General features: G+C 64.1%; 19 protein-coding genes. 13 read left to right on the forward strand and 6 right to left on the reverse strand.

The window, feature by feature from the left end; all coding sequences use genetic code 11:
• The first annotated feature begins 112 nt into the window (after positions 1-112).
• The 4 genes from M8523_RS23920 to M8523_RS23935 all read left to right on the forward strand — a co-directional run bounded on the left by M8523_RS23920 (position 113) and on the right by M8523_RS23935 (position 3,331).
• Positions 113-1,633 carry an HAL/PAL/TAL family ammonia-lyase gene (locus tag M8523_RS23920; RefSeq protein ID WP_282587419.1) on the forward strand — a complete coding sequence of 507 codons (1,521 nt, stop codon included), beginning with the start codon at positions 113-115 and terminating at the stop codon, positions 1,631-1,633.
• Positions 1,634-1,716: 83 nt separating this feature from the next.
• Positions 1,717-2,292: a YbhB/YbcL family Raf kinase inhibitor-like protein gene (locus M8523_RS23925; RefSeq protein WP_282587420.1), complete on the forward strand. Its 576-nt coding sequence runs from the start codon at positions 1,717-1,719 to the stop codon at positions 2,290-2,292.
• A gap of 95 nt (positions 2,293-2,387) precedes the next feature.
• Entirely contained in the window at positions 2,388-2,864 is a 477-nt protein-coding gene (locus M8523_RS23930) for a hypothetical protein (protein WP_282587421.1), read from the forward strand.
• Between the two features lie 203 nt (positions 2,865-3,067).
• Positions 3,068-3,331: a hypothetical protein gene (locus M8523_RS23935; RefSeq protein ID WP_282587422.1), complete on the forward strand. Its 264-nt coding sequence runs from the start codon at positions 3,068-3,070 to the stop codon at positions 3,329-3,331.
• Positions 3,332-3,385: 54 nt separating this feature from the next.
• Here the strand turns inward: M8523_RS23935 and M8523_RS23940 are convergent, their stop codons facing one another.
• A complete protein-coding gene (locus M8523_RS23940) occupies positions 3,386-3,577 on the reverse strand; it encodes a hypothetical protein (RefSeq protein ID WP_282587423.1) in 192 nt (63 codons plus the stop codon).
• Between the two features lie 255 nt (positions 3,578-3,832).
• Here M8523_RS23940 and M8523_RS23945 point away from each other — a divergent pair, with 255 nt between their 5' ends.
• The 7 genes from M8523_RS23945 (at position 3,833) to M8523_RS23975 (ending at position 13,320) form a co-directional block, all read left to right on the forward strand.
• The gene (locus M8523_RS23945) at positions 3,833-5,182 is read left to right on the forward strand and encodes an MFS transporter (protein ID WP_282587424.1); all 1,350 of its coding nucleotides are present in this window, start codon (positions 3,833-3,835) and stop codon (positions 5,180-5,182) included.
• Positions 5,183-5,186: 4 nt separating this feature from the next.
• Positions 5,187-5,948 (forward strand): SDR family oxidoreductase, encoded by a 762-nt coding sequence (locus tag M8523_RS23950; RefSeq protein WP_282587425.1) that lies wholly within the window; start codon positions 5,187-5,189, stop codon positions 5,946-5,948.
• 19 nt (positions 5,949-5,967) lie between these two features.
• Positions 5,968-6,468, forward strand: coding sequence for a gluconokinase (locus tag M8523_RS23955; protein WP_282587426.1), 501 nt, complete (start codon positions 5,968-5,970; stop codon positions 6,466-6,468).
• A 108-nt stretch (positions 6,469-6,576) separates the two neighbouring features.
• Positions 6,577-8,094: a sensor domain-containing diguanylate cyclase gene (locus tag M8523_RS23960; protein WP_282587427.1), complete on the forward strand. Its 1,518-nt coding sequence runs from the start codon at positions 6,577-6,579 to the stop codon at positions 8,092-8,094.
• 99 nt (positions 8,095-8,193) lie between these two features.
• Positions 8,194-10,008: a DUF1217 domain-containing protein gene (locus tag M8523_RS23965; protein ID WP_282587428.1), complete on the forward strand. Its 1,815-nt coding sequence runs from the start codon at positions 8,194-8,196 to the stop codon at positions 10,006-10,008.
• A gap of 148 nt (positions 10,009-10,156) precedes the next feature.
• Entirely contained in the window at positions 10,157-12,511 is a 2,355-nt protein-coding gene (locus tag M8523_RS23970; protein WP_282587429.1) for a tetratricopeptide repeat protein, read from the forward strand.
• Positions 12,512-12,564: 53 nt separating this feature from the next.
• Complete coding sequence (locus M8523_RS23975) at positions 12,565-13,320, forward strand: hypothetical protein (protein ID WP_282587430.1); 756 nt, start codon at positions 12,565-12,567, stop codon at positions 13,318-13,320.
• A gap of 6 nt (positions 13,321-13,326) precedes the next feature.
• Here M8523_RS23975 and M8523_RS23980 read toward each other — a convergent pair whose 3' ends face one another.
• The 5 genes from M8523_RS23980 to cobU form a co-directional block, all read right to left on the reverse strand.
• Positions 13,327-14,112, reverse strand: a complete 786-nt coding sequence (locus tag M8523_RS23980; RefSeq protein ID WP_282587431.1) for a 3-hydroxybutyrate dehydrogenase — start codon at positions 14,110-14,112, stop codon at positions 13,327-13,329.
• Between the two features lie 111 nt (positions 14,113-14,223).
• A complete protein-coding gene (locus M8523_RS23985; protein ID WP_282587432.1) occupies positions 14,224-14,442 on the reverse strand; it encodes a hypothetical protein in 219 nt (72 codons plus the stop codon).
• A gap of 33 nt (positions 14,443-14,475) precedes the next feature.
• Positions 14,476-14,745 carry a hypothetical protein gene (locus M8523_RS23990; RefSeq protein WP_282587433.1) on the reverse strand — a complete coding sequence of 90 codons (270 nt, stop codon included), beginning with the start codon at positions 14,743-14,745 and terminating at the stop codon, positions 14,476-14,478.
• 21 nt (positions 14,746-14,766) lie between these two features.
• Complete coding sequence (locus M8523_RS23995; protein ID WP_282587434.1) at positions 14,767-14,982, reverse strand: hypothetical protein; 216 nt, start codon at positions 14,980-14,982, stop codon at positions 14,767-14,769.
• A gap of 72 nt (positions 14,983-15,054) precedes the next feature.
• A complete protein-coding gene (cobU, locus tag M8523_RS24000; RefSeq protein WP_428351185.1) occupies positions 15,055-15,621 on the reverse strand; it encodes a bifunctional adenosylcobinamide kinase/adenosylcobinamide-phosphate guanylyltransferase in 567 nt (188 codons plus the stop codon).
• A gap of 66 nt (positions 15,622-15,687) precedes the next feature.
• Here cobU and M8523_RS24005 point away from each other — a divergent pair, with 66 nt between their 5' ends.
• Both M8523_RS24005 and M8523_RS24010 read left to right on the forward strand, forming a co-directional pair.
• Positions 15,688-16,839, forward strand: a complete 1,152-nt coding sequence (locus M8523_RS24005) for an aminotransferase (protein WP_282587436.1) — start codon at positions 15,688-15,690, stop codon at positions 16,837-16,839.
• On the forward strand, positions 16,836-17,915 hold the full coding sequence (locus M8523_RS24010; protein WP_282587437.1) for an extracellular solute-binding protein: 1,080 nt from the start codon (positions 16,836-16,838) through the stop codon (positions 17,913-17,915). The genes M8523_RS24005 and M8523_RS24010 overlap by 4 nt, the downstream gene beginning before the upstream one ends.
• The last annotated feature ends 33 nt before the right edge of the window (positions 17,916-17,948 follow it).

Consider the following 17,948-nt stretch of genomic DNA (forward strand, 5'->3'; position numbering starts at 1 on the left):
CGGCCGCCTCAAAACGGCCGAATGGTCGTCTGATCTAGGGGCGGATCGACGACAGCGCGGAACGCACCCGGCGGGCGCACGCGCATCTGGAAGCGAAGCGACGGGACCATCGATGCAGCCTGCCCAAGTGCCCGGCCCAGACTATTGCTGGCGCGACATCGCCGCGATCGCCGATGGCGCGCCGATGCGCCTTTCCGGCGACGCCGAGGCGCGGATCGCCCGGGCACGGCTGATCGTTGATGCCATCGTGGCGAAAGGTGTGAGGGCCTATGGGGTCAATACCGGTGTCGGCGCCCTCAGCGAAACCGTCGTCCCGCGCGAGGACCAACGCAGCTTGTCGCGTCACATCGTGCTCAGTCACGCGGTGGCCACCGGGCCATTGATGTCCGTTCCCGAAACACGCGCCATCATGGCCGCCGCGATCGCCAACATGGCCCACGGCCATTCGGGCGTCCGGCCCGAGCTCGTAACCTATCTTCTGGCGCTGCTCGACCAGGGATGCACACCCAGCGTGCCGCGACAGGGGTCGGTGGGATATGTCACCCATATGGCCCATGTCGCCCTCGTGCTGATCGGCGAAGGCGAAGCGCTGGTCGCCGGCCAATTGAGGAGCGGCCAAGACGCTCTCGCGTGCATCGGTCTTTCGCCCCTGACGCTCGACACCAAAGAGGGGCTGAGCGTGATCAACGGCACCCCCTGTGCAACGGGTCTCGCCTGCCTTGCACTGGCCCGTGCGGAGCGGCTCCTCGATTGGGCCGACGCCGTCGCGGCGCTGAGCTTCGAATGCCTCGGCGGCCAGCTTCCTTCGATCAGTGCGGATGCGATGGCGATGCATCGCTCGCCGGGACTGGGGCGTATCGCCGAGGTCCTCCGGTCCATTCTCGATGGCAGCGAACGTCTGAAGCGGGCGCAAGGCATGCGTCTCCAGGATGCTCTCAGCGTGCGTGCCGTGCCGCAAGTTCACGGCGCGGCGCGCGATGCCTTCGAATATGCGGCGTCGGTGATCGATCGTGAACTCGCCTCCTGTTGCGACAACCCGCTGGTGCACGGCACCCCCACCCATCCCCAGGTTTCGTCCACAGCGCATGCGGTGGGAGCGGGTGTCGCCTTGGCCATGGATACGCTGGCGATCGCGGTCGCGGAGGTGGCCGCCATGGCGGAGCGGCGTCTCGACCGCCTCCTCAACCCGCTGGTCAGTGGATTGCCGCCGTTCCTGGCCGAAACCGGCGGCGTGCATTCCGGGCTGATGATCGCCCAATATGCGGCCGCGTCGCTTGTTTCGGAGAACCGCCGACTGGCTGGTCCAGCGAGCCTCGACGGCGGCGTCACGTCGGGCCTGCAGGAAGATCACCTGAGCCACGCCACTCCGGCCAGCCTCAAGGCGCTGGCGATTATCTCGAACTCCGCGCGGGTCATCGGAACCGAATGGGTGGCGGCGACCCAGGCCTCCGATCTTTACCATGGCGAAGAGACGCGGGCTCCCGGCACAGAACGCCTTCATGCCCGTCTCCGCGCGTTGCTGCCACCTTATGCGGACGACCGCCCGCTGGGCCGGGATCTCGATCGGGCGGCCCGCGTGATCCGCGAGGAGAACGTCAAGCCTGTGGGAACCCGGTCGCCGTCATCATGCTGAAATATGGCTTTGGCAGTGGAATAGCGGACCCAATCGCCATCTCGGACGTTGCTTGAGCTGAACAATGACGTCGGAGCGTCCGGATGCTTGAACATGTCCCATCGGCGGTAGGGCAGGCGCTGAAAAGCTTCAGGCCTGGCGTAGAGAAGCTGACCGTCATGTCGCCCGATTTCGCCGATGTCCCTGAAACATTGAGGGTGACAAGCAGCGCTTTCGCGAGTGGCGGTACCATCCCGGTGCGCTTCACCGAGGATGGCGCAAAGCTATCGCCGCCTCTGGCTTGGGCAGGCGTGCCTGCGGCGACTGCGGCCATCGTGCTTCTGGTCGAGGATGCCGACAGCCCGACGCCGTCGCCACTCGTCCACGCGATCGCCTGGAACCTCGCGGGGGCCGACGGCGCGCTGGAAGAGGGCATGCTGAAGAGCGAAGGAAGTGGCGGGTGGCCCCAGGCCCTCGGCAAGAATTCCTTCTTCAGGGCCGAATATCTACCACCCGATCCGCCGGCGGGTCATGGCCAGCACCACTATGCCTTCCAGGTCTTCGCGGTTGATTGCGCCCTCGACCTGGATGATGAACCAGGCCGGGGAGCTTTGATTGAAGCGATGCGGTCACATGTGCTGGCTAAGGGGTATCTTATCGGGACTTACGAGCGCATGTGAGGTCGTTTGACCGGTGAAGCTGGGCGCCCACTGTGTCCCTCTCCCCGGAGAAAGACCTCCGGCCACCTACTGTTGTTTTATCGAATGGAATTGTGATGTTCTTCCGGAGATCTCCCTGGGTTTTGCCGAAGACGCCTGGGCGGCTTGTTGCAGCGGCCATGGTGGCTTTGATGATTCCGACCTCGGCCGGGTTTGCGGCTGATGACGGTGGGCTCGGCGAATTCTTCCGCGAGCAGTTCGGCATCGGCGGATCGCAGGCCGTCCAGCCTCAGCAGGAATACGATATCCCGGAAGACCGGCCTTTGATTGTCCGGCCGCACCGATCGAGAGCCATCACGCGGAGGCCGCAAGCGAAGGTGGCGGTCGGTCCCGTTGCACCCGTGTCGATCTATCAGGACACAACCTTGCGGGCCGGCGACGCGGTGATGACCAGCAAGGGTATTCGGGTGTTCCTCGGCGGCCATTCGGCTCCTTATACGGAAGCCGATTTTGCGGCCTTGCCTGACGCCGAAGGTCTTCCGAGGCAGATCGGCAAAGCTCTGGCCGCCATCGACAAGGCTCCGCGAGGTTAATAAGAAGCATTCAAAAGTAAGCAGCCGACGCCTCTGTCGGGTACTTTGGATTCTGGCGTCGAGACTGTCACGTTTCTGTGTTGAGAGAGCCCTAATGCCGCCGGGTTCTGAGGCTATACGCTCCATAGCCTCATCGGCTTTGGGATAGACTGGCGCAAAGCCGATTCTATCCCGTGAGAAGCCGGATCGGAAGGACGATCAACATGGACGATAGGCCCATGGCGACATGGCACTTCTTCTGTCGTGAAACCGAAACTGAACTTTGGTGCGCCGTTCCCGCCCATCAGGCGCTGCCGGCATTTCTCTTGTCCGGCGAATGGCATTTCAGCGGCCATCAATCCGAAAGGCAGGCGCCGCCACCAGGCTTCGATCGTGCTGCCGCAGCTGTCGCCGAGCGGTTCAACGGGTTCTACCTGTTCCAGCTGACGTCCAGGCCCGGCACTTCCCTGGTCCTGGGCAGGTCATGATGCGATGCGGAGCGTCGATTGGGCAGAGCGCGGCGCTACCCGCATTCCCGTTTGCTACTGCGCCATCGTGTCCATAAGCTGCTGCGTCGCTTCACGGATCAACAAGAGGATCTCGGTCGCTTCAGACTTGGTGACAAGACCGAGCTCGATGGCGGCCAGAAGTCCATTCTTCACGCCCGAGGCCGACAGCGTGAGGCCGCCCTGGAAGTCTTGATCGATCGTGATCGTTCGCTGTCCGGGTATCACGGTGGCTCCTCCGACGCATGTGCTTGGTGGGCGAGTACACGCCCCGCAGGGTCATCTGCCAAAGGTGAGTCGCAAGGGTAAATTTTTGATGACCAAAAATCGCCCGGCACCGGTCCCCATCCCCGGCAACCGTATTTCATGGAACTGTCACGCGGATGACGCGACACGCGTGACGAAAGGTGACGCCATGCACAGGTCTTGTTAGGACGAGGGCAGAAATGTGCCCCGCATAAAGGGGCCGACGGGGAGGCGGGAATGGACGACCAGTTCGCACAAAGGAGCCCGGGCTCGAAGGCCGCGACCGTGGTTCGGGTCGCCAGCGGCAACTTCCTGGAGATGTTCGACTTTTTCCTGTACGGGTTCTACGCCAAGAACATCGCGGCGGCGTTCTTTCCTGCCGAGGATGAGTTCGCGTCGTTGATGTCGACGCTTGTCGTCTTCGGCGCTGGCTTTCTGATGCGTCCCCTCGGTGCGCTCGTGCTCGGTTCCTATATCGACCGGATCGGACGCCGCCGCGGCCTCATCCTCACACTCGGGATCATGGCATCGGGCACCGTGCTCATTGCCTTTGTGCCGCCCTATGCCAGCATCGGCGTCTGGGCACCCTTGCTCGTGCTGCTCGGACGCTTGCTGCAGGGCTTTTCGGCCGGCGTGGAACTTGGCGGTGTGTCGGTCTACCTCTCGGAAATGGCGACGCCGGGTCACAAGGGCTTCTATGTCGCGTGGCAATCGGCCAGTCAGCAGGTCGCGACCGTCGTGGCCGCGACGATCGGCTATGTCCTGGCGCAGACGCTGCAGCCGGAGGCCATGGGCGCCTGGGGGTGGCGCATTCCCTTCGTGATCGGCTGCCTCATCGTCCCCTTCCTGTTCGCCATCCGGCGCAGTCTACAGGAGACCGAAAGTTTCGCGCAGCGCACCCATCACCCGACCCATGCGGAGATCATGCGGACGCTCGCCGACAATTGGCGCATCGTTCTGGCCGGCATGGCGCTCGTCTTGATGACCACGGTGTCGTTCTACCTCATCACCGCCTATACCCCGACTTTCGGCGAACGCGAGCTGAAGCTGACCCGGTCGGATGCGCTCATCGTCACCTGCTGCGTCGGTATTTCGAACCTGATCTGGTTGCCGATCTGGGGTGCTATCTCTGATCGGATCGGGCGTAAGCCGATCCTGATCGCCATCACGATCCTGACCATTCTCACCGCCTACCCGGCGCTTTCCTGGCTGGCCCGTGCCCCAAGCTTCATCCGTATGCTCGAAGTGGAGCTTTGGCTGTCCTTTCTCTACAGCAGCTACAATGGCGCCATGGTGGTGGCCCTGACCGAGATCGTCCCGGCCAGCGTCAGAGCGTCGGGTTTTTCGCTCGCCTACAGCCTCGCCACGACGCTCGGTGGTTTTTCGCTCGCCATCTCGACCTGGCTGATCGAGGCGACCGGGGACAAGGCTGCGCCCGGACTCTGGATGACCGCAGCGGCGGTGTGCGGACTCGGGGCCGCCTGGGTCATCTACCGGCCCGGTGGCCTGGCGGCCTCCTCACAGGCGGCGGCGGTGCCTCCCTTCGATGCTGCTCGGTCGGCGTCGCAATTTCGCACCCGAGGGTAATCGCATGTCTCTCTTCGATCTTAAGAACCGTATCGCCCTCGTGACGGGATCCTCGAAAGGGATCGGCTTCGCGCTTGCGCAGGGTCTCGCGGCCCATGGCGCCCGAATCGTGCTGAACGGCCGCGACCAGTCTGCTCTGGAGGCAGCGCGGGAGCGGTTGACCGTCCAGGGTCAGCACCCCGACATGTCACGTTTCGATGTAACCGACGCCGAGGCGGTGGAAGCTGCCATCACGGCCGTCGAGGCGGAGATCGGTCCGATCGACATCCTGATCAATAACGCCGGCATGCAGCATCGCGCCCCGCTCGAGACATTTCCGGTCGCCATGTGGCAGAAGCTGCTCGAGACCAATGTGACGAGCGCCTTCCTGGTGGGGCAGGCCGTCGCGCGCCGCATGATCCCCCGCCGCCGCGGCCGCATCGTCAACATCTGTTCGGTCCAGAGCGAGCTCGCGCGTACCAACATTGCGCCCTATACGGCCACCAAGGGCGCGCTCAAGATGTTGACCAAGGGCATGGCGACCGACTGGGGCCGGCACAATATCCAGGTCAACGGCCTCGCACCCGGCTATTTCAAGACGGAACTCAACAAGGCGCTGGTCGAGGACGCCGCTTTCTCGGCCTGGCTGACAGCCCGGACGCCTGCGGGGCGGTGGGGTGATGTCGAAGAACTGGTCGGCGCCGCGGTGTTCCTCTCCTCCGACGCGGCCAGCTTTGTGAACGGGACGATTCTTTATGTCGACGGCGGTATCACCTCCTGCCTCTGAGCGCCTGACGGTCATCGTCATGGGTGTCAGCGGATCCGGCAAGACGACGCTCGGCACCGATCTGGCCGCGGCGCTCGGGACCGCCTTCGTGGATGGGGACGATCTCCATCCCGCCGCCAATGTGGAAAAGATGGCGGCCGGGACGCCGCTCGACGACAACGACCGTTGGCCCTGGCTCGACCGTGTCGGCGGGACTCTGGCCAATCGGACCGCCTATCCGGCCGGGATTGTCATTGCGTGCTCGGCCCTTCGCCGCGTCTATCGGGATCGTATCCGCGCCGCGGCGACAGGACCGGTCGCCTTCATCTATCTCGAAGCCGAGGAAGCCGACATGGAACGCCGCTTGCGCGCGCGGCCGCATCACTACATGCCCGCGTCGCTCGTCCGCAGCCAATTCGCGACCCTCGAACCGCCAAGTGGAGAGACCGGTGTTCTCGTGCTCCAGGCGACCGCACCTGCCGCGAGCAATGCCGAACGAGCCGCCGCATGGCTGAAACACACACGGTTGAGATCTGCTTAAGCATGACATTAATCATGGGTCCGACCGGCCCCCTTTCCTGATGCTGTTGAGAGTTTTGGAGGTGTGGGCCGCTACCGTTGCGCGGCCAGGACGGATATCCGCACAACTATGCAGCTTGTTTTGTCGAGGCTCCGATCGAATAAACATCGTTCGCGCTGGATTGGCGTCCTGCTGGGGATTCTTCTGACCCTGATCTGTGCGGCCGTCGGTGATGTGCTTTTTGTGGCGCGTCAGAGCGAGACCGCCCGCGCCGCGCTTGAAACCTCCAACATCGCGGCGGCTCTCACCCAAGACATTCAGCGCAACATCGAGGTGTTCGATCTGTCGATCCAAGGGGCGCTGGAACAGGTCGGCAAGCCTGCGGTCATGTCGGCTCCGGCCGATCTGCGCGATGCCATTCTGTTCGATCGATCCGCGACCGCGTCCTATTTGTCCGAAATCGTGATCCTCGATTCTGCGGGCAATCGGGTGGTCTCCTCAAATCCCCTCGGGCCGACGCAATATAGCTTCGCAGATCACGACTTTTTTCGCATTCACGCCCAAAGGCCGGACTTCGGACTCTTCGTCAGCCGGCCCATGAAGTCGCCCATCGACGGTCAATCCGTCGTCGCATTCAGCCGGCGCCGCACCAATCCGGACGGAAGCTTCGGCGGCGTCGTGGCGGGCATGCTGCGCGTCGAATATTTCAATCAGCTCTTTAAGCAGATCAACCTTGGGCCCGACAGCAGCATCACGTTGTTCCGTAACGACGGCACCGTCATCATGCGCCAGCCCTACGACCCAGACCTGGAAGGGGTTCGCCAAACACCGAGCATTTTGTTCAATCTCGTCAGCCGGGCACCCATGGGGAGATATGTAGCGGCCTCAGTGGTCGATGGCATAAACCGCCTCTACAGCTACCGGCGCCTTGGAACGCTTCCGCTGATCGTGGATGTCGGAATGTCCACACGCGAGATCTACCATCAATGGTGGTGGAGGGTCGCGATGATTGGAACGATCGTGCCCGGCTGTTGTGTGCTGATCATCTTGCTGACGATCCGGCTCGAACGCGAATTAAGTCGGCGGCTCGAAGCCGAAGCCGCCTTGCGGATGCTCGTCGACAAGGATGCGCTGACCGGATTGGCCAATCGTCGCTGCTTCGATCGGGTGCTTCAGGCTGAATGGAGCCGTGCGGTCCGCCAGGGTCTTTCCCTGGCCCTCCTGATGATCGACGTCGACCAATTCAAGAACTACAACGACGCTCTCGGCCATGCAGCCGGCGATGCCGCGCTGCGCCAGATCGCCGCTTGCCTCGCCGCCCACATACGTCGGCCGGGAGATCTCGCGGCGCGCTATGGGGGAGAAGAATTCGTGATCATTCTGCCCGGCACGGATCGTGCGGCCGCCCTGAAGATCGCGGATGGCCTTCGCCGTGCCGTCGAGCGGGTCGATATCTCGCATCCCGCCTCCAATCTGGGCAGGTTGACGGTTAGCATTGGAGGTGCCCGGTTCGAGCCCGGCGAGGCCATGTCGACCGAGACGCTGCTGAGTGGCGCCGATTCGGCCCTCTACCTTTCGAAACGGTCCGGACGAAATGCGGTCAACTGGCACGACGTCGCGTCAGATTCTCTGCGTTTGGCATCCTGAGGGGTCGCACGCACTGTCTCGCAGAGATCTGGCAACCCGTTCTTAACCTGCACCCGGCATGCTCAAGGCCTGGAGGCCGCCCTCCCGGGTGGATTGCGCATGACCTCGACATCGACCTACTTCAGCTACAAGCTCTACTCGAACAATATTTCTAGGAGCCTGAGCAACGTCGCCTCTGAGGCGCAGGTCAAGAACGATCAGACCTATTATGCGGCAAACATCGGCAAGGTGAAATCCGTCGATGATTTCATCGGCAATTATCGGCTCTTCAGCTATGCCATGAAGGCGGCGGGATTGGAGGATATGACCTACGCCAAGGCCTATATGAAGAAGGTCCTGACGAGCGATCTGACCGATCCCAAAAGCTTCGCCAATAGTCTGACCGACAAGCGCTTCAAGGCTTTTGCCCAGTTTTTCTCCTTCAGCGCCAAGGGACAGGTGACGGGTGCCCCGGCCGCGCAGACAGGGACCCAGGAGAGCAATACGGTCGCGCTCTTCACCGCCAAGGTCGGCGCGAGCTCGGTCGATGCGATCGTCGATACGAGCTATTACCAGGCGCATATCGGGAGTGTGAAGAGCATCGGCGATCTGATGAACGACTCGCAGCTGCTCGACTACGTGATGACGGCCTATGGGCTCGATAGCAACGCCTTGGACCACGGCACCCTGGCCCAATCGACGCAAGCCCAGAACGCGCTGACGGGGGTGCTCGAAAGCGACGCGTCGGACCCGAACAGCACGGCCGGAATGATCGCCAGCGGCACCGGCGACGCGTCGGCGATCCCGCTCTATGTGCAATCCAGCGCCCAGCAGGATGCGACTTCGGCGGCCTATACCAACCTCTACGGACGGACGTCCGAACTGATCAGCTACGAAAACAAGATCGGCTCGGTCCACACCGTCGATGCCTTCCTGGCCGATCCAACCCTGGTGTCAGTGGCCGAAAAAGCCTATGGGCTCGACACGAACGCCTATTCGACGGCCGATCTCAAGAAGATCCTGACGAGCGACCTCGACGACCCGATGAGTGTCGCCAACCAGCTCGGCCCGAAGGCGATCGGTTTCGCCAAGGCCTTCAACCTGACGACATCTTCGTCGTCCACCAATCCCTATCTGGCGCTCGCGCAGGACTTCAATTTTGACTCCAGCGGCGCGGCCACGTCGCAGCGCGTGGCCCAATCGACCGTCAATATCGCGGCCATCGAGACGCTCTACACCTCGCAAGCCAAAACCGATACGGCATCCCAGGCCGCCGCCAAAACGGAGTCGAATTATTACACGAGCGCGATGGGGTCGATCAAAACGCTCGACGACCTCCTCGGCAATGCGCGCCTCGTCTCCTACATCAAGACGGCCTACGGCCTTGACAGCAAGACCTCGACCGCGACGCTCCGCAACGTTCTGACCAGCAATCTCGCCGACCCGAAGAGTGTCGCCAGCACGATGGGCGGCACCTATCGCCAGCTGGCGGCGGCCTTCAATTTCGGACCGAAGGGTACCATCACCCGCGACACCGGGACCGCCGAAAGTGCCAAGAACGTCCAGGTGATGCAGGACAGCTACCTGCGGCAAACCCTGGAAGACGAGGCCGGCCAAAGCAATCCTGGTGTCAAGCTGGCGCTCTATTTCCAGCGGAAGGCCTCGTCGGGGGCCATCAACAATGTGTACAACATTCTGGCCGATACCGCACTGCTGAAGGTTGTTCAGACAGCCCTCAACATTCCCTCAAACACATCCGGGCAGGATATCGACATCCAGGCGAAGCAAATCACCAATCGCCTCAATCTGGCGGACCTCAAGAACCCGGTGAAACTCGACAGGTTCCTGTCGCAGTTCGCCAGCCTCTACGACTTGCAGAATGGGAGCAATAGCGACAGCTCCGTCCTTTCGCTCTTCTCCCCTCCATCATCATAATTGACGAGGGTGTCGCACGGTTACCGATGAGGACCGCCAACTTCGACCGGACGTGAACGCCTCGCGAAAGTGTGTTTTGGTATAATTGTTCAGAACGTACTGCGCCGATAGCGTTCATATCCGCGCTGAGAGCCTACGGACCAAAGCAATGGCGCCCGTTGATCCGCGCGACGATGCTCGGCTTCTGCTGCAATCCGCGGCCGAGGCGGCACTCGCGCTCATCGAGGGCGGCGACTTGGAAGGGGCTGTCGCGCACCTTGCGGGGCAAGCCGGGATCGCAGCCGCACAGCCGGTCGCGTGTTATGGGTTCGGGCTTCTCTGCGTCAAAGCCGGTGACCTCCCATCCGCGCTGTCCTGGTTCGATCGGGCGATCGGTCTCGACCCTGACGATATGCGGACCTTGAGGGCGCGGGCCGTCGTTCTGCAGGACCTCGGTCGCCTTGAAGAGGCCCTCGCGAGCCTCGAACACATGGCCCGCCTGCAGCCACGTGACGCCGGGCTTCGATGCGACATCGGAATCGTCCTGCGGAACATCGGTCGTGCGCAGGAGGCGCTAGCCGCATTCTCGGAATCCCAGCGGCTTGCGGCCGATCCGTGCGAAGCGCTCGTTCAATCGGGACTGCTGTTGGCCGTTCTAGGGCGCTCTGACGAGGCGATCGCGGCTCTCGCGGAGGCGGCAACCTTGAGACCCGACGAGGATGTGCTGACCCCACAAGGGATCCGGCTGCACAACGCGGGCCGGGATCACGAAGCCGTCGCGGTCTTCGCGGCCGCGGGCGGTCGCCGGCCGCTCGATGTCGAGGCGGAGCTCAAGCGCGGCCAGAGCTCCGTTCGGCTTGCCCGCTATGAGGACGCCATCGCGTGCTACGAGCGGGCCGCGCATCAGTCGAGCGATGACGCGCGGCCCTTGTTCCTCAAAGCGGCTGCACTGAAAATGCTCGATCGGCTGCCGGAGGCGCTTGCAGCCTATGACGCGGGCCTGGTCAAGGATCCGCTGTCCTGTGAGGCCCATTGCAATCGTGGCAACCTGCTGCACCAGCGTGGCGCTACCGACGCCGCTCTCGCGGCCTATGCCCGCGCCCTGGCGATCGATGCCGGCTTTCTGCCCGCGCATCTCAATCGCGCGAATATCCACTACCGGGCCGGCCGTTTCAACGAGGCGCTGGTCCATTGCCGGGAAATCCTCCGCCGCGAACCCGATCATGCGCCGGCGTCGAATCTGCTAGGTGCCATTCTGCACGAGCAGGGACGGGACGATGAGGCCTTGGGGGCGCTCGATCGTGCCATCGCGGTGCAACCGGATCTCCCGGAGGCGTGGCTCAACCGCGGCAACGTGCTCCGGGCCATGGACGATCTCGACGCCGCCATTCTGGCCTATGGCGAAGCGCTGCAGCGGAATCCGCAGGGGGCGGACGCGCTGTCCAATCTCGGCGTCGCCCGGCTCGAATTGGCGCAGGTGGACGAGGCTCTCGCGTGTTTCGACCGGGCCTTGACGCTGCAGCCGGATTTTCCCAACGCGCGGGCCAATCGGGCCGGGGTTTTGCTGCTCAAGGGCCGGCTCGGCGAAGGCTTTGCGGAATACGAGAGCCGGTGGGAGCGGACGAAACCGGTGTCGAGGCTCGTGACCCCGCCGGCGCCGCAGTGGGACGGGGAGGATCTCGCGGGCAGACGGATCTTGGTCTATGACGAGCAGGGCTTGGGCGATCTGATCCAGTTCTCCCGTTATCTTCCGCTGCTTGTCGATTGTGGCGCCGATGTCGACTTTTTGTGCCGCCCCAGCATGCGGCGGCTGCTCGGAGGACTTCTGACGGGAGTCCATCTCGTCGAAGCACCCGACCCCCGAATCCCGTACGATTTCGCCAGCGCGCTTCTCAGCCTGCCGCGCGGATCCCGCACCGAACTCGGCTCGATCCCGTCGTCGCGGTCGTACCTGCATCCCGACCCTCAGCGTGCTGGCTTTTGGGCGGCCCAACTCGGTGCGCAAGGGTTCCGGATCGGTGTTTGCTGGCGTGGCAACACGGTGACGAGCCCAAAACGGAGCTTTCCGCCTGCCTGTCTGGCTCCGATCGCGGCAATCCCGGGCGTTCGCCTCATCAGCCTCGTCAAGGATGAACGACCCGACGAGCTCGGCGCGGTACGCGACCCTTGGCGAATCGAATCCGCCGGTCCGACCTTCGACCGCGGACCCCATGCTTTCGTCGATAGTGCCGCGATCATCAGCCGATTGGATCTCGTCGTGACGAGCGACACGTCCATCGCTCATCTGGCCGGGGCTTTGGGGGTGCCGGTTTTCGTGGCCTTGCGGCAGGCCGCCGACTGGCGGTGGCTTCTCGCCCGCAGCGACTCCCCCTGGTATCCGACCATGCGTCTGTTCCGACAGACGCAGCGTGACGCCTGGGAGCCGGTCTTTGTGGAGATCGCACAAGCTGTCGTGACCTTGATGGCCGGCACGGTGGCAGGTGAGACCCTGGGCGCGGGCGACGCGCCCTCCACCCGGGCTTAACGAACCGGTCGCGTGAGAGGTTTTGTTAAGTATGCCGGTTTACCGTCTTCGGCATGGTTGAACGTCCCCACATCTTTCTAGCCACCCCGTGCTTCGGCGGTCAGGTCAAAACCGGCTACATGCAGTCCGTCCTCGGGCTCATGCATGTCGCCAACCAGGAGGGGTTCGACATGTCGATCGGCCTCCTCGGGCAGGACGCGCTCATCACGCGCTGCCGCAACACGCTGCTCGGCGCCTTCATGGAGGGCGGAGCCAGCCATCTTCTGTTCATCGACAGCGACATCGAATTCGCGCCCGCCGCGGTCGTGCGCCTGCTGCGCAGCGGCAAGGATGTCGTCGCGGGCATGTATCCGATCAAGGATCTGAACTGGGAGATCGCCCCTCACAACCGCCAGAAATTCGGCGAGGAGGGCCAAGCGGCCTGCCTGATGTATGTCGGCAAGCCCGAGAATCCGGCGCAGCGGGGCACGCCAGACGGGTTGATCCCTGCGACCTATGCCGGCACGGGCTTCATGATGATCAGCCGGCACGCGGGCGAGCGGCTGATCGCCGCCTATCCGGAGACGCGTTATCGGACGATCCACGCGTGGCCGCTTCCGAAAGGGCCGGAGCGCGAGCGCTATGCCCTGTTCGACACGATGATCGTTCCCGAGACGGGCGAATATCTGAGCGAGGATTATGCCTTCTGCCATCGCTGGCACGCGATTGGCGGCGATATCTGGCTCGATACGCAGTGTCGGCTGACCCATATCGGCAATGCTGAATATCGCGGCAACCCTATCACGCGTTTTCCCGTCGGGCTGAGCTGAACCGCTTCAGGCGGCCGTCCAGCCGCCGTCCATGACGATGTTCGCGCCCGTGATCTGCGCGGCCTCATTGGAACACAGGAAGAGAGCCGTCGCGGCGACCTGTTCGACCGTCACGAATTGCTTGGTCGGCTGCGCGGCCAGCACCACGTCGTTGATGACCTGTTCGCGCGTGAGATTGCGGGCCTTCATGGTGTCGGGGATCTGCTTCTCGACGAGAGGCGTCCAGACGTAGCCCGGCGAGATGCAATTGGCGGTCACGCCGGAGGTCGCGAGTTCCAGCGCCACCGTTTTGGTCAATCCCGTCAGGCCGTGCTTCGCCGCCACATAGGCGGCCTTGAACGGGGAGGCCACGAGTGAATGGGCCGATGCCGTGTTGATGATCCGCCCCCAGCCCCGCCGCTTCATGCCCGGCACGGCGGCTCGGATCGTATGAAAGGCCGACGAGAGATTGATGGCCAGGATGGCGTCCCAGGCGTCGATGGGGAAGTCCTCGATCGGCGAGACACGCTGGATGCCGGCATTGTTGACCAGGATGTCGACGGAGCCGAGCTTGTCCTCGGCCTCCTGGATCATCGCGGCGATCTCGGCCGGCTTCGACATGTCGGCCGGCGAGTGCAGGCAGCGAACCCCGTGGTCCCGGCCGATCGTTTCCACCAGGGCCCGGATCGCCTCGGGTTCACCGAAGCCGTTCAACATCACATCGATCCCGCGGCCGGCGAGGGCCGTCGCCACCGCGAGTCCAATGCCGCTGGTGGAGCCGGTTACCACGGCACGATGCTGGGACTTTGGCATGCAACACTCCTGTCTGACGGGGTCCGTGTCGCTTTCTAACCCGAAATGTCGCGCGCTCCCACTCACGACCCACCGTCGTTTCGTGGGAAAAATAACCACACCTTAGGACATTTAACCTAATCTGCACCCTACGAGCAACGATTTCACAGGAAGTGAGCCGACGATGTCTCTTTCGATATCGGGAAGTAGCAGCAGCCAAATGGCGCAAGCTTTGAAATTGATGAAGGACTTGAGCGCGACGTCGAGCACCGGTACCTCCGGCACCAGCGCGACCACGTCGACCTCCACCGATGCGTCCTCCACGATCGACAGCACGAACAGTGGCAGCACGCAGACGGCGGCAGCCCTGGCGGCCTTCCTGACTCAGCTCTCCGATCTGACGAGTTCGACTTCGGGATCGCAGGACACCATGCACACGAAAGGCGCGCATGGCGGACATGGTCCGCACGGCGCAGGCGGCCCACCGCCGACTTCAACGTCGACGGCATCGACCGCCACCAGCACGGATTCGACCACCTCGTCTCTGTTTTCGTCTCTGACCGCCTCGACCAGCACCGACAGCCTCACGAGCATCGCGGCGTCCTCCACCTCCTCGGCTTCGACCAGCGCAACCCCGGATTCCGCCGAGCTCATCAAGGCGATCGAGACGGCACTTCAGGCGTTTGCGTCGAGCTTTGCCGATGCCGACAGCTCATCTTCACGCGTCGCGTCCGGCCGTTCCGGGACGGACGCCACCACGCCGCCCCCGCCGCCGGTCAGCTCCGAAATATCGGCCAGCGCGTCAAACACGGCTTCGACGACGAGCAGTGGCGTGACCGCCGGCGACAGCACGATTTCGACCATCAGCAACGAGCAGGCGGCTGCGGTCATGCGGGCCTTCCAGTCCTACGCGTCGCAAGGCGCGTCGACGTCCGTGGACGAATCCTGAGCCGGATAACCGGTTTAGAACACCAGACGGGGCGTCACAGCCGGCTTGATCATCAAGGGTTGGCCGGCCGTGACCAGCACCACCGTGTCGCAGACCTGCGCGATCGACTGGTTGAGCCGGCCCTGTGCGTCCCGGAACTCGCGTCCGAGACGATTGTCGGGCACGATCCCGCCCCCGACCTCGTTCGACACGAGGATGACCGGGGCGGGAAGGTTCCCCAGACAGGCGGCAAGCCCCTGAACGGCCTTCTCGATGTCATGTCCGCCGAGCATGAGATTGGTGAGCCAGAGCGTCAGGCAATCGACCACCACCAGGGAGCCCGGGACGGCTTCGCGACCCAGCGCTGCGCTGAGCGCGAGCGGTTCCTCCACTGTGCGCCAACGTCCGTCGCGCGCGGCGCGATGGAGCGCCACGCGGCTTTCCATCTCCGCGTCCCAAATATCGGCCGTCGCCAGGTAGACAGGCGACAGGCCCGACCCCTCGGCCAGCGCCTGCGCGTGCGCGCTTTTGCCCGATCTGGCGCCCCCGAGAACGAGGCAGGACCGCACCGCAAGGGCGGCCGGCTCCGTAGGGCTTCCGATCAAAACGCGGTCTCCAGGCTGCTCGACGATTGCCGTCGCGCCGCAAACCATACATGACGTGGCCCCATGAATCCCATCTTCGCCGAGACGGGCACGAGCGTCTTCGAAACCATGTCGCGCCTGAGCGTCCAGCACGGGGCGATCAACCTGGGCCAGGGCTTTCCCGATGATCCGGGGCCGCGCGACGTACGCGAGGCGGCCGCGACCGCGGTGCTCGACGGCTGGAACCAATATCCGCCGATGCTGGGACTGCCGCAGCTCCGGCAGGCGATCGCGGCCCACTACCAGCGGTTCCAGGCTATCGACTTCGATCCCTTGAGCGAGATCATGGTCACGTCCGGCGCCACGGAGGCGCTGGCCGGTGCCCTGATGGCCCTGATTGAGCCCGGCGACGAGGTGGTGCTGTTCCAGCCCATGTACGACGCCTATCTGCCGCTCGTGCGGCGGGCCGGCGGGGTGCCGCGCTTCGTCACACTCCGGCCGCCGCATTGGCGCTTCGACGAGGACATGCTGGCGCGGGCCTTCGGCCCGCGGACCAAGCTCGTGCTGTTCAACAATCCGCTCAATCCGACCGGCACGGTGTTCAGCGGCGAGGATCTCGCGCTGCTGGCCCGTGTCTGCGTCGCCCATGACGTGATCGCCATCTGCGACGACGTGTGGGAGCACGTGGTCTTCGATGACAACCCCTACACGCCCCTCATCGCCTGTCCGGGCATGCGCGACCGAACGGTCAAGATCGGATCGGCCGGCAAGATCTTCTCCCTCACGGGCTGGAAAGTGGGCTTCGTGATGGCGCAGCCGAGCCTCCTGCGCGTGCTCGCGCGGGCCCATCAGTTCATCACCTTCACGACCCCGCCCAATCTGCAGACTGCCGTCGCCTACGGGCTCGGCAAGGACGAGAGCTATTTCCGGACCATGCGGACCGGGCTGCAGCGCAGCCGCGACCGCTTCGCGGCGGGGCTCACTGCGCGCGGCTGGCCGGTCGCGCCGAGCCAGGGCACCTATTTTCTGACGGTCGACATCGGCCGTATGGGTCTCGTGGACGACATCGCCTTCTGCGAGACCCTGGTGCGCGAGCGGCGCGTCGCCGCGATCCCGGTCTCGGCCTTCTATGCTGAGGACGCGATCCGCACGGCGGTCCGGTTCTGCTTCGCCAAGTCCGACGAGACCCTCGATGCCGCGCTGGACCGGCTGGGTCAGGCCGGTAGCCTGGCGTGATCCGACACGTCGCTGCGCTGGCCTTCCTGGTCCTGACCTCGGTCACCGTGGGTGAGCGGGTCGACGCGGCCGAGAAGGCCGGAACTGTCCGGGTTCTGTCGATCAGCGACGCGCTTGATCCCGCCAGCCTCGACACGTTCGGCCGTGAGACGGGCATCGGGGTCCTGGTCGACAGCTTCGTGGCGTCGGATGCGATCGAACGAATGATGCGGGCGGCCGCACCACCCTATGACCTCGTTCTCATTCCCGCGTCAGCTCTCGGGCCTCTGTTGAAGGCCGGTCTTCTGGCCCGGCTCGATGCGGCGGCGGTCCCGGACGCCGTGCCGATCGAACCGCGCCTGGTCGAGGCCCTGGCAGCCCTCTCGGGCACCGGCTTTGCCGTTCCGTTCGACTGGTATGCGACCGTGCTGGCGCTGAACGCCGCCCGCCTCAAAGCGGCCAACGTCACGCTCGACGCTGGCACGGGATGGGACGTCCTGACCAAGCCCGATGTGCTGCGCGCCGTGGCGGCCTGTGGCTTCGGGGTGCCGGACCAACCGAGGACCCTCTACGCTCTAACCCTGGCCATCACCGTTCCGCCCGACCGCGCACCCACCGTGCTCGATCGACGGCGCGCTTTGTCGGTTCTGGCGCAGCTGAAACTCGCGGCCAAATCCGGCACGGAGGCCGAACTCGCCGACAGCGCCGCGCAAGGGGATCTCTGCGCCGCGATTCTGCCAGGGCCGGCCGCCGTTCTCGCTTCCGAGCGCGCCAAAGTGGCCGAGAGCGGGGTCGATCTCATGGTCCTTACTCCGCAAACAGGCAGCCTCCTCTGGATGGATGTTCTGGCGGTTCCGGCCGCCTCCGTGAACCGTGACGCTGGGCTGGCCCTGCTTCGGTTTCTGCTGCGGCCCGAGACTGCGGCCATCATGGCCCGCGCCGGCCATGTTGCCCCTGCAACCCGCAATCCTCCCGCCCCAGGGATCGGCAATACGGCCGATGCCGCCATGCTTCGGTCGCTCGTCATTCCGCAGCCGCTCGATCCGGCTTTGGCACGAGTCATCGAAACGCAGTGGCAGCATGGCGCAGCCCATTGACGAATTCCCTCTTCTGTCGAACGGTGGAGCGCG

Source organism: Lichenifustis flavocetrariae (genome assembly GCF_026130545.1).
GTDB classification, from domain to species: Bacteria; Pseudomonadota; Alphaproteobacteria; order Rhizobiales; family Beijerinckiaceae; genus Lichenihabitans; species Lichenihabitans flavocetrariae.

Excerpts from the sequence above, each read along its gene's own strand:
- M8523_RS23920 (WP_282587419.1), top strand. The coding sequence starts at position 113 with ATGCAGCCTGCCCAAGTGCCCGGCCCAGACTATTGCTGGCGCGACATC.
- M8523_RS23925 (WP_282587420.1), top strand. The coding sequence starts at position 1,717 with ATGCTTGAACATGTCCCATCGGCGGTAGGGCAGGCGCTGAAAAGCTTC.
- M8523_RS23930 (WP_282587421.1), top strand. The coding sequence starts at position 2,388 with ATGTTCTTCCGGAGATCTCCCTGGGTTTTGCCGAAGACGCCTGGGCGG.
- M8523_RS23935 (WP_282587422.1), top strand. The coding sequence starts at position 3,068 with ATGGACGATAGGCCCATGGCGACATGGCACTTCTTCTGTCGTGAAACC.
- M8523_RS23945 (WP_282587424.1), top strand. The coding sequence starts at position 3,833 with ATGGACGACCAGTTCGCACAAAGGAGCCCGGGCTCGAAGGCCGCGACC.
- M8523_RS23950 (WP_282587425.1), top strand. The coding sequence starts at position 5,187 with ATGTCTCTCTTCGATCTTAAGAACCGTATCGCCCTCGTGACGGGATCC.
- M8523_RS23955 (WP_282587426.1), top strand. The coding sequence starts at position 5,968 with ATGGGTGTCAGCGGATCCGGCAAGACGACGCTCGGCACCGATCTGGCC.
- M8523_RS23960 (WP_282587427.1), top strand. The coding sequence starts at position 6,577 with ATGCAGCTTGTTTTGTCGAGGCTCCGATCGAATAAACATCGTTCGCGC.
- M8523_RS23965 (WP_282587428.1), top strand. The coding sequence starts at position 8,194 with ATGACCTCGACATCGACCTACTTCAGCTACAAGCTCTACTCGAACAAT.
- M8523_RS23970 (WP_282587429.1), top strand. The coding sequence starts at position 10,157 with ATGGCGCCCGTTGATCCGCGCGACGATGCTCGGCTTCTGCTGCAATCC.
- M8523_RS23975 (WP_282587430.1), top strand. The coding sequence starts at position 12,565 with ATGGTTGAACGTCCCCACATCTTTCTAGCCACCCCGTGCTTCGGCGGT.
- M8523_RS23980 (WP_282587431.1), bottom strand. The coding sequence starts at position 14,112 with ATGCCAAAGTCCCAGCATCGTGCCGTGGTAACCGGCTCCACCAGCGGC.
- M8523_RS23990 (WP_282587433.1), bottom strand. The coding sequence starts at position 14,745 with ATGAGCTCGGCGGAATCCGGGGTTGCGCTGGTCGAAGCCGAGGAGGTG.
- M8523_RS23995 (WP_282587434.1), bottom strand. The coding sequence starts at position 14,982 with ATGACCGCAGCCGCCTGCTCGTTGCTGATGGTCGAAATCGTGCTGTCG.
- M8523_RS24005 (WP_282587436.1), top strand. The coding sequence starts at position 15,688 with ATGAATCCCATCTTCGCCGAGACGGGCACGAGCGTCTTCGAAACCATG.